Annotated in this window: 12 protein-coding genes and 1 pseudogene; 11 read left to right on the top strand and 2 right to left on the bottom strand. The window is 43.4% G+C overall.

Annotated elements, in window-relative coordinates; all coding sequences use genetic code 11:
- Together DW917_RS02295 and DW917_RS02290 are read left to right on the top strand one after the other, a co-directional pair.
- Positions 1-771: pseudogene (locus DW917_RS02295) on the top strand (hypothetical protein); the annotation flags it as partial.
- 92 nt (positions 772-863) lie between these two features.
- On the top strand, positions 864-1,976 hold the full coding sequence (locus DW917_RS02290; RefSeq protein ID WP_158570056.1) for a thioredoxin family protein: 1,113 nt from the start codon (positions 864-866) through the stop codon (positions 1,974-1,976).
- A gap of 85 nt (positions 1,977-2,061) precedes the next feature.
- Here DW917_RS02290 and DW917_RS02285 read toward each other — a convergent pair whose 3' ends face one another.
- Together DW917_RS02285 and DW917_RS02280 are read right to left on the bottom strand one after the other, a co-directional pair.
- Positions 2,062-3,633: an Rne/Rng family ribonuclease gene (locus DW917_RS02285; protein ID WP_118116104.1), complete on the bottom strand. Its 1,572-nt coding sequence runs from the start codon at positions 3,631-3,633 to the stop codon at positions 2,062-2,064.
- A gap of 259 nt (positions 3,634-3,892) precedes the next feature.
- On the bottom strand, positions 3,893-4,216 hold the full coding sequence (locus tag DW917_RS02280; protein WP_287574750.1) for an HU family DNA-binding protein: 324 nt from the start codon (positions 4,214-4,216) through the stop codon (positions 3,893-3,895).
- Positions 4,217-4,358: 142 nt separating this feature from the next.
- Here DW917_RS02280 and DW917_RS02275 point away from each other — a divergent pair, with 142 nt between their 5' ends.
- From DW917_RS02275 to DW917_RS02235, 9 genes are all read left to right on the top strand, one after another.
- A complete protein-coding gene (locus DW917_RS02275; RefSeq protein ID WP_118116100.1) occupies positions 4,359-5,195 on the top strand; it encodes a TPM domain-containing protein in 837 nt (278 codons plus the stop codon).
- A gap of 77 nt (positions 5,196-5,272) precedes the next feature.
- Entirely contained in the window at positions 5,273-5,854 is a 582-nt protein-coding gene (locus DW917_RS02270) for a LemA family protein (RefSeq protein WP_118116098.1), read from the top strand.
- Positions 5,855-6,088: 234 nt separating this feature from the next.
- Positions 6,089-7,543 (top strand): pyruvate kinase, encoded by a 1,455-nt coding sequence (gene pyk, locus DW917_RS02265; protein ID WP_118116096.1) that lies wholly within the window; start codon positions 6,089-6,091, stop codon positions 7,541-7,543.
- A 118-nt stretch (positions 7,544-7,661) separates the two neighbouring features.
- On the top strand, positions 7,662-8,462 hold the full coding sequence (locus tag DW917_RS02260; RefSeq protein WP_118116094.1) for a polysaccharide biosynthesis/export family protein: 801 nt from the start codon (positions 7,662-7,664) through the stop codon (positions 8,460-8,462).
- A 54-nt stretch (positions 8,463-8,516) separates the two neighbouring features.
- The gene (gene glmS / locus DW917_RS02255) at positions 8,517-10,421 is read left to right on the top strand and encodes a glutamine--fructose-6-phosphate transaminase (isomerizing) (protein ID WP_118116092.1); all 1,905 of its coding nucleotides are present in this window, start codon (positions 8,517-8,519) and stop codon (positions 10,419-10,421) included.
- 128 nt (positions 10,422-10,549) lie between these two features.
- Complete coding sequence (locus DW917_RS02250; protein ID WP_118116090.1) at positions 10,550-12,433, top strand: amidophosphoribosyltransferase; 1,884 nt, start codon at positions 10,550-10,552, stop codon at positions 12,431-12,433.
- Between the two features lie 65 nt (positions 12,434-12,498).
- Positions 12,499-13,575, top strand: coding sequence for a glutamine-hydrolyzing carbamoyl-phosphate synthase small subunit (carA, locus tag DW917_RS02245; protein WP_118116254.1), 1,077 nt, complete (start codon positions 12,499-12,501; stop codon positions 13,573-13,575).
- A gap of 40 nt (positions 13,576-13,615) precedes the next feature.
- Positions 13,616-16,849, top strand: a complete 3,234-nt coding sequence (carB, locus tag DW917_RS02240; protein ID WP_118116088.1) for a carbamoyl-phosphate synthase (glutamine-hydrolyzing) large subunit — start codon at positions 13,616-13,618, stop codon at positions 16,847-16,849.
- Positions 16,850-17,206: 357 nt separating this feature from the next.
- The gene (locus DW917_RS02235; protein WP_118116086.1) at positions 17,207-17,980 is read left to right on the top strand and encodes a PDDEXK nuclease domain-containing protein; all 774 of its coding nucleotides are present in this window, start codon (positions 17,207-17,209) and stop codon (positions 17,978-17,980) included.
- Positions 17,981-18,002: the final 22 nt, after the last annotated feature.

Raw genomic sequence — 18,002 nt, 5'->3', positions numbered from 1 at the left:
GGTACTGGCACAGGCACGGGAACAGGTGGTACTGGCACAGGCACAGGAACAGGTGGCACAGGTACTGGTACTGGCACAGGTGGTACTGGCACAGGTACTGGTACAGGCGGTACAGGTACCGGTACAGATACAGGTAGTACAGAAATTTATATCCCTGATGTAGCAGGCTTCACCCCAACTAAATTCGATGGCTTTGACTATTGGGCAATTAGTTTTTCCAATACGGAATTATATTGGTTGCAGAAACGCGCAGAACTTAAGGATAAAGAGAATAAGACTGATGTAGAGAAGGCGGAATTAGCGAAAGCTAATGAAGCAATGGCTGTAAAGCGATTCAGTTTTATCAATCAGTTCCTTACATCTCAGCGAATGGACAATACCTTGCCAGAGCCTGAAGGATTGAGAGATGGAATGGATTTCGTTTCAAGTCTGAATAGAAGCAATCCTAACCACAAAAACTATGTGTTTAATCGTGGTCTTATCAGATGGGTAGATGATAATGGCGTAGAAGAGAAATCTCTATGGAGTATTGCTACTACCTATTATAAGCAGCCAAATTATAATTCAAGTGGTATGTACAGAGATTTCTTCTCACTCTATATCAGAGCAGCTATGCGATTCTCTCCAGAAGAGTTCTATGAAAAATATCCGAAGGAGAAGTATCCGCTCATTAGTGAAAAATATGAGCTTGTTGTCAGATACATGAAGGATAAATATGGTATCGATCTCCCTGGTATTGCCAAGGGATCAGGTACAACAACTGAAAAATAATGAAAAGTAACATACAAATATCATGCAACAGATACAAATACTGTTGCGTGGTATTTGTTCTACTTTTGAAAATGATCTTTAATCGTAATTGTATGAAGAAGAAAATTATATTTCTGATATTCTCTTTATTTAATATCCTGTTGCCTATAATGGCTCAGGATTCAATCAGTAATAGAGGAATTCTTTTTGAAGATATTTCTTTTAAGGAAGCTTTGGCAAAGGCGAAAGCTGAAGGAAAGAAAGTTTTTATCGATTGCTATACTCAAACATGTGGTCCTTGCAAGTATATGATGAAGAATATCTTTCCTTTGCAGGAGTGTGGTGATTATTTCAATCCTAAATTCGTTTCTCTGACAAGGGATATGGATGTTGGTGAAGGACCGGAATTGGGCAAGAAATATAAGGTGGGTATTTATCCTACTTTCCTCATCATTAATCCCGATGGAACTCTGTTCTGCAAGGAGATGGGGGCGGTAAGACTCAACTCCAATATTACTTTCGTAGAAAAAATAGAAAATGCGATTCAGCGTGCCACAGAGATTAATGAACTGGAAAAGAAATATAACTCCGGTGAAAAGAATACAGTATTGGTACGCAAATTAGTTGACTTGCTGAAGGTAAGTGATTTCCAAAAGGCAGATACCGTACTCAATCAATACCTTAGTTCGCTAAGCATAGAGGAATTGTGTAAGGATGACACATGGAATATGTTTTCATCTGAAATCAATTCTCCTGATTCTCCTGTCTTTCGCAAACTCCTTGCCAACCGTGCTCATTTTGAAAAACTGTTGGGAAAGGATAGGGTAGAGGGAAAGATTATTTCTACCTATCAGAACGAGTTTAATATGTGTAAAATGTTGGATATGCATTTTGACCAGCGAATTGCAGATTTGAAGGACTTAGAGAAGAATGGTTATTCACAAGCGCTCGCATTACGTGAGAGTATGACGCTTCGTTGGATTATCAATGAAAAGCAGGTAAATCGTATCGGAGAAATCCTGTCAATACTTCAGAAACTGAAATCTCTTCCTTCTGATGCAGAGCGCATGGCTGTTATCAAAGAATTGAATAGCTTTGAGCGGGTAGCTAATATAGCGCAAAGGAATAAAGCTTGTACAGAACTGCGAAATATTCAAAAGTTAATGGATGAAAAGAGTGCCAGAGCGATAGAGCGCTTTATCACTCGCATTTTACCTAAGAAATAAATAAAAGCTCCATTCGGTCATCATGATTCGATTGGAGCTTTTATTTATTGTTCTATGCATGAGAAAACCCATTTGGTTTCAGTAACTATTTTGTTTCCTGTTCTTCCTGCATATCCAGATACTGGTTGTCCTTATCGTAGAATTCATACTGAAGGAATGCCAGTTTCTGTGAAGCAATCACATTAAATCCGAAACCATACTTGAACTGCCATTTGCGCTTCAAAGAAATGAAGCCCTTATTGATAAAGGCAGCTACATAAGGATTCACATACAAAGTAAATTTCTTGACGCCAATCTTGTTGACTAAGCGGTCAATCTTTCTTTCCAATTGGTCGGTGAAGAGGATGCTGGACTTGATTTTGCCCGATCCAAAACAGGTAGGGCAAGTTTCCTCTACGTTTACGTCCATAGCTGGTCGTACACGCTGACGGGTAATCTGCATCAGTCCGAATTTGCTTAATGGAAGGATATTGTGCTTTGCACGGTCCTTCTGCATGTTCTTGCACATGCGTTCATAAAGCAATTGTCGGTCTTCTGCCAGATGCATATCAATGAAATCGACAACGATGATACCTCCCATATCGCGGAGTCTCAACTGTCGTGCCAACTCATCGGCAGCACCCAGGTTCACATCGAGAGCATTTGCTTCCTGACCTTTCTCACGAGTGCGGTTGCCACTGTTTACATCAACTACATGCAGAGCTTCTGTGTGCTCAATGATGAGATAAGCACCATGTTTGTAGTTGACAACTCGTCCAAATCCAGCCTTAATCTGTTTGGTAATGCTGAAATTGTCAAAGATAGGCACCTTACCAGTATAGAGTTTAACTATGCCCGCCTTTTCAGGGGCTATTAGAGAAACATAGTTTTTCACCTCGTTCATCACATCTTCGTTGTTAACGTAGATGTTCTCGTAAGATGGGTTAAACAAGTCACGCAGGAGAGCGACGGCTCTTCCGGTTTCCTCGAATGCCAGTTGCGGGCGTTGTTGTGTTTTCTGTACCTTGGCGATAGCATCCTCCCATCGCTTCACCAGGACTTTAAGCTCAGCATCGAGTTCTGCGACACGTTTTCCCTCAGCTACAGTACGTACGATTACGCCACAATTTTTTGGTTTGATACTGTGGATGAGTTGTTTGAGTCGTGAACGTTCTTCACCGCTTTTGATTTTCGACGAAACAGAAACTTTTTCTCCAAATGGCATGAGCACCAAGTATCGACCTGCAAATGAGATTTCACCTGTCAGTCGAGGTCCCTTGGTTGAGATGGGTTCTTTTACGATTTGCACCAACACTTCCTGTCCAGTCTTCAAGACATTCTGTATACTACCTTCCTTTTCGAGGTCAGGTAATTTGGTGGCTTTAGAGAATGGGAAAAGTTTCTTTCTGTCGCTCTGTACTTGTTTAAGATACTTTTGGTAGGAATTAAATTGACTTCCTAGATCAAGATAATGAAGAAAGGCGTCGCGTTCATAACCTACATCCACAAAACAAGCATTAAGTCCCGGCATGAGTTTCTTAACCTTGGCGATGTAGATGTTGCCCACAGAAAAGGAAGCCTCGCGTGGCTCATTTTGATATTCTACTAATTGTTTATCCTCCATGAGCGCGATGGAGATGTCTTTCTGTTGGACGTCAATTACAACTTCGCTTGTCATTTTCTTCAAAAAATCTTTTAAATTAGTACTTACAGAAAAGGGGCATGTCAACACTTAAGAGCTGACATACCCCCTCAGTCACGAACTGACTGGGAGCAAAATAGGCTATAAAAGCTTACTTGCTCTTATGTCTGTTCTTACGTAATCTCTTTTTACGCTTGTGAGTAGCCATCTTGTGGCCCTTCTTTTTCTTTCCGTTTGGCATGATTTTAAAATTTTAAAATATTGTTATTTATAAATGTTATGTCCAAAGACTTAATTAATCCTCATTTTCTACAGCTTGACCCAGCATCAAATCTACAAAACTCTTTGCTGGCTTGAAATTTGGATAGTCGTGAGCAGGAATGGTGAGAGTGATGTTCTTGGAAATGTTACGTGCTGTCTTTGCTGCTCTATGCTTGATATTAAAGCTTCCAAATCCGCGAAGGTAAACATTCTCTTTTCTCTCGACAAGGCTGGTCTTAACCTGATCCATAAATGCTTCTATTACTACGCCAACATCTTTCTTTGGTACGCCTGTTGCTATAGACACCTCGTTGATGATATCTGCTTTAGTCATGTTATTCTTACTATAATTATTTATTTATTAATCTAAATCGGTGTGCAAAGATACAAGTTTTTTGCGACATAACAAAAAAGTTAGCGATATTTTTGCAAAAATAATGCCCTAAGTATTTGCATATAAGGTTTTTATTGTGTATTTTTGTACCAAAATTGGAAAAATAATGAGATTTAAGCGTTTTTTTATATTGCTCTTGGTTATTGTTTCGGTGGTATCTTCTTCATTTGCTCATCGCGAGTGGAGTGCAGAGAATGTACCGATTCCATATCTCAAGGATTCTACACAATATGTTTCTGATCCAGATGGTTATCTATCTAAGGAACAGAAGGATTCTGCTAATTTTTATCTTCAGAAATTAAATCTGGAATGTGCCGTTCAGAATGTCTTGGTCATTGTAGGGCATGTAAAGGATCAGGATGCATTCCGTATGTCACAGGATGTCGGTGAAAAGTATGGTATTGGTTACAAGAAAACTCGAAGGGGACTTGTTGTGGTGATTGCCGTGGAGGATCATAAGTACTTTATTGCTCCCGGTATGGGACTGGAAGGAGAATTGACTGATGTGGATTGTGATGATATTGCCAGAGCATGTATCGTGAAGTATATGCGGCTGAATCAGCCGGGGATGGCAGTTGTTACCGTTAGCCACTCTATATATAATAAGGTGAAGAGTGGTAGAACAGGTATTCCGGATGTGGATGATGGCCCTATAGGTGAGGATGAATGGGGATTTGTTATCTTTTTTCTTATCATCTGTTTCGGCATTCCCCTATATTTATTAATAAGGTATATATTGGAGGAATGCGGCGTTATCAAGAAAAAGCCATTTTCCGGTAAATCCTCTCGTCAGCATAAAAGACATGATGATGATTGGTTCCCTCCGTTCTTTCTGGGTGGCGGAGGTGGCTTCCCGGGAGGCAGTTCTTCTGGTGGCGGCTTCTCTGGAGGTTCTTTCGGTGGCGGTTCATTTGGCGGAGGTGGCTCCGGCGGTGGATGGTAAATCAAGGTTGTAGGGAAAGAAAATATTTTCACGTGAAATAAATATAGTATTAATTATAATATAAAATTTCGAAAGTTATGAAAAAAACAGGATGGATTATCTTGGGTGTCGTAGTACTTCTGGTACTATGGGGTTTAAGTTCTTATAATGGCATCATTGGAGTACAGGAGCAGGCTACTACTGAACTGGCTAATGTGCAGACTCAATATCAGCGCCGTGCAGACATGATGCCTCAGTTGGTTAAAATCGTGAAGGCTTATGCTAAACATGAGAAGGAAACATTTGAAGCCGTGACCAAAGCACGTGCAGCAGTTGGCCAGGTGAAACTTGATGCAAACAACCTGACTCCTGAAAAGTTGAAGGCTTATTCTGATGCTCAGGGTGAATTGGCGAATGCTTTCTCCAAATTGATGGTGGTAGCGGAAAAGTATCCGGATCTGAAGGCGGTTGATAATTTTAGATCTCTTCAGATACAGGAGGAAGGTACAGAAAACCGAATCAGCGAGGCACGTCGCAAGTATAATGATGCTGTGCAACAGTATAATATGAAAGTACGTAAGATGCCTACTGCCATCATCGCAAATCTATTCGGTTTTCAGACTATGCCTAAGTTTGAGGCTGCTGCTGGTGCAGAAAAGGCTCCCGACTTGGATATTTAAAAACGAGATAAATTGCAATTCGTAATTTCAGTTATCAGTATCAGGTTAAAATTTTGTTTAGACCCGCTCAAAGCAATACTTCTGGAATGATATTGGAAGTTTCTCAATAAAAAAACAAAAAAAAATCTTTTTAATTTTGTATTGTCTTGCTTTTGCAGTATCTTTGCAGTCAAATCGCAGAGAGCGTGTCTTTCTAGAGGAAAATTTGAGAACAAGAATAAGGTAATAAAGGATATGAAACAAACAAAAATCGTCGCTTCAATCAGTGATCGTCGTTGTGATCAGGATTTCATCCGCAAATTGTTTTTTGCAGGCATGAACGTCGTTCGTATGAATACTGCACATGCTACAGAAGAAGGTATTCGCACAATTGTCAAGAATGTAAGAGCCGTGTCTCCTCACATTGGTATTATGATTGATACCAAAGGACCAGAGGTGCGTACCACAGGTGTAGCAGAGCCTATTCATTATAATGTGGGTGATGTAGTCAAGATTTTTGGTCGTCCTGAGATGGATACTTCTCATGACATTATCAATCTGAGCTATCCTGATATCGCTGCTGATGTGAAAGTGGGTGATGATTTGCTCTTCGATGATGGTGAACTTGATATGAAGGTCATTGATAATCAGGGCCCGATGCTCGTAGCTGAAGTTCAGAACGAGGGTTTCTTAGGTTCACATAAGAGCGTGAATGTACCTGGCGAACATATTGATTTGCCTGCGTTGACAGAAAAGGACCGTAAGAATATCCTCCTTGCCATTGAATTGGATATTGATTTTATCGCTCACTCTTTCGTACGTAATGCAGCAGATGTAAAGGCTGTTCAGAATATCTTGGATGAACATCACAGTGATATCAAGATTATTTCCAAGATAGAAAACCAGGAGGGTGTAGATAACATCGATGATATTATCGAAGCTTCATATGGTATCATGGTTGCTCGTGGTGACTTGGGTATCGAGGTGCCAATCGAGAGAATTCCTGGCATCCAGCGCCGCATCATCTCTAAGTGTGTGAAGGCGCAGAAACCGGTAATCGTGGCTACACAGATGTTGCATACCATGATTAAGAATCCACGTCCTACCCGTGCTGAGGTAACCGATATTGCCAATGCTATCTTTTATCGCACCGATGCGCTGATGCTTTCTGGTGAGACAGCAAGCGGTAAGTATCCTGTAGAAGCTGTGCAGACCATGGCACGTATTGCTGAGCAGGCAGAGAAGGATAAGTCTCCACTGAATGATATTGATCCAATGGAAGATGGTATGATTGACCAGAAGCTCTTCCTGGCTCATGCTGCCATTGAGGCTACTAAGAAGTTGGGTGTTGCTGGTATTATTACCGATGGCGAGACCGGTCAGACTGCACGCGACCTGGCAGCCTTCCGTGGCCCAAATCCAGTATTGGCAATCTGCTATAAGGAGAAACTTCAGCGCTGGTTGAATCTGAGCTATGGTATTATTCCAATTCATCAGAAGGATCAGGTTTCTACCAAGGCTATGTTTACTGCTGCTGTACGTATGTTGCGTCAGAAAGGCTACTTAGGTGAGGAGGATAAAATTGCTTATCTGAGCGGTAGCTTTGGAGAGGGTGGAGGTACTACCTTCGTAGAAATTAATAAGGTGAAGAAGATTTTTGATAACAGTTATAGCTTCAATTTGCCTTCAAATGGCATTGAAGATAAGTAGAAAAGGCTATTATTGAAAAAAAATAAGACGTAGAGAATAATTATTGGTGCAAAAAATTGCAGTATTCAAAAAAATACCGTAATTTTGCACCAATATTTTAAAACGAAAATTTTAGAAAATGAAAAAACTCGTTTATTCAACATTAGTCGCTTTGACTATGATCTTAGTACTTGGCAGTTGCGGAAGTACTAAGAATGTAGCTTATTTTCAAAATGCAGATTCTATCAGTTTGGCTGCTTCAAGAATGCTTTATGAAGCTAAGATTATGCCTAAGGACGAACTTACCATTACCGTGATTACGACAGATCCAAAGGCTGCCATGCCTTTCAACCTTTCCGTTTCTCAAACTTTGGGAACCAGCGGACAGTTGAGTGCTTCGCAGGGTTCTCTGCAGGGCTATCTGGTTGACAATTCCGGTAACATCGAGTTTCCTGTTGTTGGAACATTGCATGTAGGTGGTTTGACCAAGAAACAGGCAGAAGATCTTGTCAAGGAAAAGGTAAAGCCTTACTTGGCTGCAAAGGAAAATCCAATCGTTACAGTTCGTATGGCAAGTTATCATGTTTCTATATTAGGTGAAGTTACCAGGCCGGGCATCATTTCAGTACCTCAGGAGAAAATGAGTATTCTCGAGGCTTTGGCTCAGGCAGGCGACCTTACTATCTATGGTAAGCGTAACAATGTGTTGCTGATTCGTCAGGATGCATCAGGAGAGAAGCATACCTATCGTATGAACTTGAATGATGCAAATATCATTAATTCACCTTTCTATTATCTGCAGCAGAATGATATCATCTATGTAGAGCCAAATAAGGTGAAAGCTCAAAACTCAGCCATCGGTTCATCTACCACTTTGTGGTTCTCTGCCGTTGGTACATTGATTTCTATCGCATCGTTGGTTATTAATATCTTGCGATAACAGATCATCGTAGAGAGTAAAATCAAGGATACTATATAAAATTAAAGTATATATATGTGTGGCATAGTAGGATATTTAGGTAAGGGCGAGGCTTATCCCGCCCTTATCAAAGGTTTAAAGCGCTTGGAATATCGTGGATACGATAGTGCAGGCGTGGCTCTAATCAGTAATGATGGTGCTTTGAACGTTTATAAAGCAAAGGGTAAAGTGGCAGATCTCGAAGCGTTCTGCTCTGATAAGGATATTTCTGGACATGTGGGTATTGCTCATACTCGTTGGGCTACCCATGGAGAGCCTTCAGCTGTGAATGCTCACCCGCATTATTCTGCTAGCAAGAACCTTGCCATGATTCATAATGGAATCATTGAAAACTATGCCGATATCAAGAAGAATCTCATTGCCAAGGGAGTAGAGTTCAGAAGCGAGACAGATACAGAGGTTCTTGTCCAGCTGATTGAATATATTCAGGTTAAGAAAAACCTTGACCTGCTGACTGCCGTTCAGGTGGCTCTCCGGCAGGTAATCGGAGCTTACGCTATCGCAATTCTTGATAAGCGTAACCCTAATCAGATCATTGCTGCCCGTAAACAGAGTCCATTGGTTGTAGGTATCGGAAAGGATGGAGAGTTTTATCTTGGTTCTGATGCCAGCCCTATCATCGAATATACCGACAAGGTGGTTTATCTGGAAGATGGTAACATTGCTGTAATGCGCCTTGGAGAAGAACTTCAGGTGGTTAATATCCAGAATGTAAAGCTCAATCCTGAGGTTCAGACTGTGGATATCGACCTCGGTCAGATAGAGAAGGGTGGTTTCCCTCACTTTATGTTGAAGGAAATCTTCGAGCAGCCTGAATGCCTGCGTAATTGTATGCGTGGACGTGTCGTAAGTCGTACGGTTGAAACCCGTGTGATGACAGACGATAATGAAGCTACCTCTGATACTAAGACTGAAATGGGTGTAGTGTTGAGCTCTATCACCGATCACCGTCAGCAACTTCTCAATGCCAAACGTTTCATCATTGTTGCTTGTGGAACCTCTTGGCATGCCGGACTTATCGGCAAGCAGATGATTGAGAATTACTGCCGTATTCCTGTAGAAGTGGAATATGCTTCTGAGTTCCGTTATCGCAATCCTGTAGTTACGAAGGATGATGTCGTGATTGCTATTTCCCAGAGTGGTGAAACTGCTGATACCTTGGCTGCTATTAAGTTGGCTAAGGAGAATGGTGCATTCATCTATGGTATCTGTAATTCTATCGGCAGCAGTATTGCACGTGAAACCAATACGGGTACTTATATCCATGTTGGTCCTGAAATCGGAGTGGCTTCTACCAAGGCATTTACCGGTCAGGTAACCGTTCTCGTTCTTCTGGCTCTTGCCATCGGAAAAGAGAAGGGTACTATCAGTGATGTGGATTATCAGAAGATTACAGAACAGCTTTGGAACATCCCTTCAAAAATGAAGGAAGTTTTGAAGTTGAATAATAAGATTGCTGATTTGAGCCGTACTTTCACTTATGCCCGTAATTTCATCTACTTGGGTAGAGGTTTCCAATATCCAGTAGCCTTGGAAGGTGCATTAAAGTTGAAAGAAATCAGTTATATTCATGCAGAGGGTTATCCTGCTGCAGAGATGAAGCATGGACCTATTGCTCTTATTGATAGTGATATGCCGGTGGTAGTTATTGCCACCCATAACTTCATGTATGAGAAGGTCTTGTCTAATATCCAGGAGATCAAGGCTCGTAATGGTCGTGTCATTGCTATTGTTAGCAAGGGCGATGAAACTATCTCTAAGATAGCTGACGAAGTGATTGAACTTCCTGAGACATTGGAGTGCTTGGAGCCATTATTGGCTACCATTCCTTTGCAGTTATTAGCTTATCATGTTGCTGTATGTAAGGGTAAGGATGTTGACCAACCAAGAAACTTGGCCAAGTCTGTTACCGTTGAATAATATATAGAGGGAATCGTCATTTTTTGACGTTTCCCTTTTTTTAGAGGGGGACGCTAAAATGGATTTATTTCCTCAGTCCTCATAAATGAATATTCAAATTTAACTAATAGATAAAGGATAATAGAGAGATGGAACCTTTAAAACATGAATGTGGTGTGGCCATGATCAGGCTACTCAAACCGTTGGAATATTACCAGCAGAAGTATGGCACCTGGATGTATGCCCTCAACAAACTCTATCTGATGATGGAGAAGCAGCACAACCGTGGTCAGGAAGGTGCTGGTATGGCTTGTGTCAAGCTTGGTGGCAAACCTGGACATGAGTATATGTTCCGTGAGCGTGCTGAAGGTAAGAATGCTGTTACCGAGATTTTTGGTAATGCAAATGCCAACTTCAAGAATCTGACTCCAGAGCAGTTGGCTGATGCCAAGTTCGCTAAGGAAGAACTTCCTTTTGCCGGCGAACTCTATATGGGACATCTGCGCTACAGTACTACTGGCAAGAGTGGTATTCAGTATGTTCATCCTTTCCTTCGCCGTAACAATTGGAAGGCGAAGAACCTCTGCCTCTGTGGAAACTTCAACATGACTAATGTGGATGAGATTTTCCAGGAGTTGACCAAGCAGGGGCAGAGTCCACGTATCTATAGCGATACCTACATTATGCTTGAACTGATGGGACACCGTCTGGACAGAGAGGTGGAGCGCAACTTTGTGGCTGCAAAGGCGATGGAGATGGAAAATACTGACATTACCAACTATATCGAGGATCATGTGAAGATGAGTAATGTGCTCAAAACCACGATGAAGGACTTCGATGGTGGTTATGTGGTTTGTGGTATCACTGGTTCTGGAGAGATGTTCTCCATGCGTGACCCTTGGGGTATCCGTCCTGCTTTCTATTATAAGAACGATGAGATTGTGGTATTGGCAAGTGAACGACCAGTGCTTCAGACAACTTTCGATTTGGAAGCTGAGGAAGTACAGGAACTCATGCCTGGTATGGCACTTCTCGTGAAGAAGAATGGTGAGTGCAGCATCGAGCGCATCATGGAACAGAAGGGTGATTCTGCCTGCTCATTCGAGCGCATCTACTTCAGTCGTGGTTCCGATAAGGATATCTACAAGGAGCGCAAGCAGTTGGGCGAGCAGTTGACCCAGCCTATCCTGAAGGCAGTGGATTACGATGTAGATCACACCGTGTTCAGCTACATCCCGAACACAGCTGAGGTGGCTTACTATGGAATGTTGAGCGGTTTCAAGAAGTATCTCAACGAGACCAAGATAGAGCAGATTGCTAATCTCGATCACATCCCTTCGAAAGAAGAATTGTATGATATACTTGGCGACTTTGTGCGTTCTGAAAAGATAGCATGGAAGGATATCAAGCTCCGTACCTTTATTACCGAAGGAAATAGCCGCAATGATTTGGCGAGTCACGTATATGATGTGACCTATGGTAGCATTGAAGCTGGAGTGGATAATCTTGTGATTATCGATGACAGTATCGTGCGTGGTACTACTCTGAAAGAGAGTATCCTCCGCATCCTCGACCGTCTGCATCCTAAGAAGATTGTTGTAGTATCCAGTGCTCCTCAGATTCGTTATCCGGATTATTATGGTATCGATATGGCGAGACTGGAAGAATTCTGTGTGTTCCGTGCGGCTATCCAGCTTCTCAAAGAGCGCAATATGGAAAGTCTCATCGACCAGACTTATGAGGCTTGTAAGGCTGAACTTCAGAAACCGAAGGAAGAACAGATCAATCCTGTGCGTGCCATTTATAAGCCATTTTCTATTGAGGAAATCAATGAGAAGATTGTAGAGATGCTCAGACCGGAAGGCATGACAACTCCTATCCAACTCGTGTTCCAGAGTATCGAAGGTTTGCGCAAGGCGATTCCTAATCACAAGGGAGACTGGTATTTCACCGGTCATTATCCAACTCCTGGTGGTACTAAGCTTTGCAACCAGTCTTTCGTGAACTACATTGAGAATGTGTATCATAAATAAGTGAAAAAGAAGAATGAAGAATTCGTTTGTTCTTATTAGTATGAAATAAAGAAATTATGTCAGATATGAAAAATGTAACCTTAGTTTTGAGCGATGGAACCAAGTTCCATGGTAAATCTTTCGGATACGATGCTCCTGTAGCGGGCGAGGTTGTGTTCAATACAGCCATGATGGGGTATCCTGAGAGTTTGACCGACCCTTCTTATGCCGGTCAGTTGATGACCCTTACTTTCCCTCTTGTAGGTAACTATGGTGTGCCTCCATTTACTTTCGAAGCAAATGGTTTGCCTACCTTTATGGAGAGTGACAAAATTTATGCTTCTGCCATCATCGTCAATGATTACAGTGAGCAGTACAGCCACTGGAATGCAGTGGAGAGTCTTGCTGACTGGTTGAAGCGTGAAAAGGTGCCAGGAATCACAGGCATCGATACCCGTGAGTTGACTAAGGTGCTCCGTGAGCATGGCGTGATGATGGGTAAGATTCTCTTTGATGATGAGCCTGATAACATCCCTGAGGCAAACTACGAGGGTGTAAACTTCGTTGATCAGGTGAGCTGCAAGGAGATTATCCGCTACAATGAGGGTGCCGGTAAGAAGGTGGTGCTCGTTGACTGTGGTGTGAAGGCTAACATCATCCGTTGCCTCATCAACAGAGGTGTTGAGGTAATCCGTGTGCCTTGGAATTACGATTATACCGATATGGATTTCGATGGCTTGTTCCTGGCAAATGGTCCTGGTGACCCAGATATGTGCGAGGATGCTGTGAATATTATCCGCAAGCAGATCAACCAGAGCCGCAAGCCTATCTGCGGTATCTGTATGGGTAACCAGTTGCTTTCTAAGGCTGCCGGTGCTACCATCTACAAGTTGAAGTATGGTCACCGTTCACACAACCAGCCAGTGCGCATGGTAGGAACCAACAATTGCTACATCACCTCTCAGAACCACGGTTATGCTGTTGACGCCAAGACTTTGGGCAACGATTGGGAGGAACTCTTTGTCAACATGAATGATGGCTCTAACGAGGGTATCCGCCACAAGGTGAACCCTTGGTTCTCAAGTCAGTTCCACCCAGAGGCTTGCTCTGGCCCTGTGGATACTGAGTTCATGTTTGATAAGTTTGTAGAAACACTCAAGTAAGTGAAGAATTCGATTGATTTTATTGTAATTTAGGAAAATAATGAAAGACGAAAATATAAAGAAGGTGCTCCTCTTAGGTTCTGGAGCCTTGAAGATCGGTGAAGCAGGTGAGTTCGACTACTCAGGTTCGCAGGCCCTGAAGGCATTGCGCGAGGAAGGTATCGAGACTGTGCTCATCAACCCGAATATTGCAACCGTACAGACATCAGAAGGTGTTGCCGACCAGATTTACTTCCTGCCAGTGCAGCCTTACTTCGTAGAGCGTGTCATCCAGAAAGAGAAGCCAGACGGAATCCTCCTCAGCTTTGGTGGTCAGACTGCCCTCAACTGTGGTGTGGAACTCTATCGCCAGGGTATCTTGGAGAAATATAATGTCAAGGTATTGGGTACTCCAGTACAGGCTATCATGGATACTGAGGACCGTGAGCTCTTTGTAGAGAAACTGGATGAAATCAACGTGAAGACCATCAAAAGCGAGGCTTGCGAGAACATCGAGCAGGCCCGCAAGGCTGCTGCCGAGCTCGGTTATCCTGTTATCATCCGTGCTGCTTACGCCTTGGGTGGACTCGGTTCTGGTTTCGCAGACAACGAGGAGGAGCTGAACAAGCTCGCTGAGAAGGCCTTCTCATTCTCTCCACAGGTATTGGTAGAGAAGAGCTTGAAGGGCTGGAAAGAGATTGAGTATGAGGTGGTTCGTGACCGTTACGACAACTGTATCACCGTTTGTAACATGGAGAACTTCGACCCACTGGGCATCCATACCGGTGAGAGTATCGTCATCGCTCCATCTCAGACCCTGAGCAATGCAGAGTATCATAAGCTCCGTGCCCTCGCCATCAAGATTATCCGTCACATCGGAATCGTGGGTGAGTGTAACGTGCAGTATGCCTTCGATCCTAAGAGTGAGGACTATCGCGTGATTGAGGTGAATGCCCGCTTGAGCCGTTCATCAGCCTTGGCATCTAAGGCTACCGGTTATCCTCTTGCCTTCGTTGCAGCCAAGCTCGGTATGGGTTACGGCCTGTTCGAGTTGAAGAACTCTGTAACCAAGACCACATCAGCTTTCTTCGAGCCAGCATTGGACTACGTAGTTTGTAAGATTCCTCGTTGGGACTTGTCTAAGTTCCGTGGCGTAGATAAGGAGTTGGGCTCATCTATGAAGTCAGTAGGTGAGGTAATGGCCATCGGCCGCAACTTCGAGGAGGCCATCCAGAAGGGTCTTCGTATGATTGGTCAGGGCATGCACGGTTTCGTAGAGAACAAGGAGCTTGAAATCGATGATATCGATGCAGCTTTGCGCGAGCCAACAGATAAGCGTGTGTTCGTGATTTCAAAGGCTATGCACAAGGGTTATACCGTAGATCAGATTCACGACTTGACCAAGATTGACAAGTGGTTCCTTGAGAAGTTGAAGCACATCATCGATATCGATGAGGCGATGAAGAAGTGCAATATCAATACTATTGATAAGGATTTGCTTCGCACCGCTAAGGTTTACGGTTTCACCGACTTCCAGGTTGCTCGTGCCGTTGGCTTGGAGCAGGAGTTGGGCAACATGCACAAGGCTGCCCTCCTGGTTCGCAACAAGCGTAAGAGCTATGGTATCCTTCCTGTAGTAAAGCAGATTGATACCCTGGCAGCAGAGTATCCTGCTCAGACCAACTACCTCTATGTAACCTACGCAGGCGTGAAGAGCGACATCACCTTCGAGAATGACCATCGTTCTATCATCGTACTCGGTTCGGGTGCTTATCGCATCGGTTCTTCCGTAGAGTTCGACTGGTGTGGCGTTCAGGCATTGAACACCATCCGCAAGGAAGGCTGGCGCTCAGTGATGATCAACTACAACCCAGAGACCGTTTCTACCGACTACGATATGTGCGACCGTCTCTACTTCGACGAGTTGACCTTCGAGCGTGTGATGGATATCATCGAGATGGAGCAGCCTCATGGCGTCATCGTATCTACAGGTGGTCAGATTCCAAACAACCTGGCTATGCACCTGGATGCACAGAACGTGCCAATCTTAGGTACTGCTGCCAAGGACATTGATAACGCTGAGGACCGTGCCAAGTTCTCTCAGATGTTGACCAACAACGGCATCAACCAGCCAGAGTGGAGCGCCCTGACCTCTATGGAGGACATCGACAACTTCATCGAGCGTGTAGGCTTCCCTGTATTGGTTCGTCCAAGTTACGTTCTTTCTGGTGCTGCGATGAACGTATGTTCTAACGAGGAAGAGTTGAAGCGATTCCTGCAGTTGGCTGCCAACGTAAGTGAGGATCACCCAGTGGTAGTAAGTAAGTTTATCGAACATGCCAAGGAGATAGAGATGGATGCAGTGGCAAAGAATGGCGAGGTGATTGCCTATGCGATTTCTGAGCACATCGAGTTTGCCGGTGTTCACTCAGGCGATGCTACCATCCAGTTCCCTCCTCAGAAGTTGTATGTAGAGACAGTTCGTCGTGTGAAGCGAGTAGGTCGTCAGATTGCCAAGGAGTTGCACATCAACGGTCCGTTCAACATTCAGTTTATGGCTCGTGACAATGATATTCTCGTTATCGAGTGTAACTTGCGTGCCAGCCGTTCATTCCCATTCGTGAGCAAGGTATTGAAGATCAACCTCATCGAGTTGGCTACCCGTGTGATGCTCGGTTTGCCTGTAGAGAAGCCACACAAGAACCTCTTCGATCTTGACTATGTAGGTATCAAGGCATCTCAGTTCAGCTTCAACCGTCTGCAGAAGGCGGACCCAGTATTGGGCGTGGATATGAGCAGTACGGGTGAGGTAGGTTGCTTGGGCGACGATACATCTACCGCACTTCTGAAGAGTATGCTTTCTGTGGGTCATCGTATTCCAGCCAAGAACATCCTGCTTTCTACTGGTTCTGCCAAGCAGAAGGTAGATTTGCTCGATGCAGCCCAGATGCTGGTTAAGCATGGCTACAAGTTGTTTGCAACTGGTGGTAGTAGCAAGTTCCTCACCGAGAATGGCATTGAGAACACCCGTGTACTCTGGCCATCAGAGGAGGCAGAAGGCGGTGCACCAAAGGCTTTGGAGATGCTCCACAACCACGAGATTGATATGGTAGTGAATATTCCAAAGAACTTGACCAGCAGCGAGCTTTCAAATGGTTACAAGATTCGTCGTGCAGCCATCGACCTGAACGTGCCATTGATTACCAACAGCCGTCTGGCAAGTGCATTCATCTATGCATTCTGCACCACCAAGCTCGAGGATATCGACATCAAGGCTTGGGGCGAGTATAAATAATGTTTAGTGATTATTTATAAGTGATTAAGAATTGACAGTTAAGTCATTCTTGATGATTTCCAATAGAAAAATCCCTGCTGTAGGAAAGGCTTCCTATGGCAGGGATTTTTCTATTTGAACAAAAAAGCTGTGAAAACTTTGGTACTTCAAAATTAAATCGTAAATTTGCAGCAAAAACTATAATAATGAAGAGTTATGGAAGAAAAATTATCGACTATATATTTAAGAGATGGGCGGAATGCCCTGCAATATAGGCACTGAGATGGCAGTGAATTGTCATCACTCGTAAGCTAACTTATAGGCGATGAGTATGCTATCAAGGGTTTGACAGAACTGACAAACATGGGAGATTAAGTTATGGATGAATTGACAAATACAAGACTATATACCGATGTCTGCTTCATCATAGAGCAAGGCAGGAAGGAAGCTTATGCCTCCGTCAATCATAAGATGATAGAGACCTATTGGAACATAGGGCGACGTATCGTGGAAGAAGAACAGAATGGTGAGGTACGTGCAGAGTATGGGGCTCAGATCATTGCGCAATTGGCAGAGCAATTGACTCTTCAATACGGAAAAGGATTTAGTGCGAGATACCTACGCGCCTTCAGAAAGTTCTATCTCATTGTAGATGACTTTCAGATTTGGAAATCGCGATTTCCAAATCTTACTTGGACGCATATTTTCAAGACACTTCGTGTAGAAGACTCTACTGCCATACGTTGGTATCTCGAAATGGCTTCAAAGGAAATGTGGAGCGTGCGTATGCTTGACCGTAATATTTCCACTCAATACTTTGAACGTCATTTTGTGCAGCCTTCGCTTCCTATGACAGAGACTGAACCACATCAGTTTGAACTATTGAAAAGCCCTGTTGTGGCAGAGTTCTTAGGATTCAAGCAGGACGATTCTTATTCTGAGGAAGAGTTGGAGTCTGCCATCATCACCCACCTGCAGGAGTTTATGATGGAGATGGGAAGAGGCTTTGCTTTCATGGGACGCCAGCAGTTGGTACGCACAGATACACAGGATTATTTTATAGACCTTGTGTTCTATAATGTTGTGCTGAAATGTTATGTCCTCATAGAATTATTATGTTGTGCACAACATAATAGCTCATATGTTGCGTAGTCAATTATGTTGGCTTCACATC

Source organism: Prevotella sp. AM42-24 (genome assembly GCF_003461825.1).
GTDB lineage: Bacteria > Bacteroidota > Bacteroidia > Bacteroidales > Bacteroidaceae > Prevotella > Prevotella hominis.
Note: the sequence above shows the minus strand (reverse complement) of the source record. Positions and strands in the feature narration are given on the sequence as shown.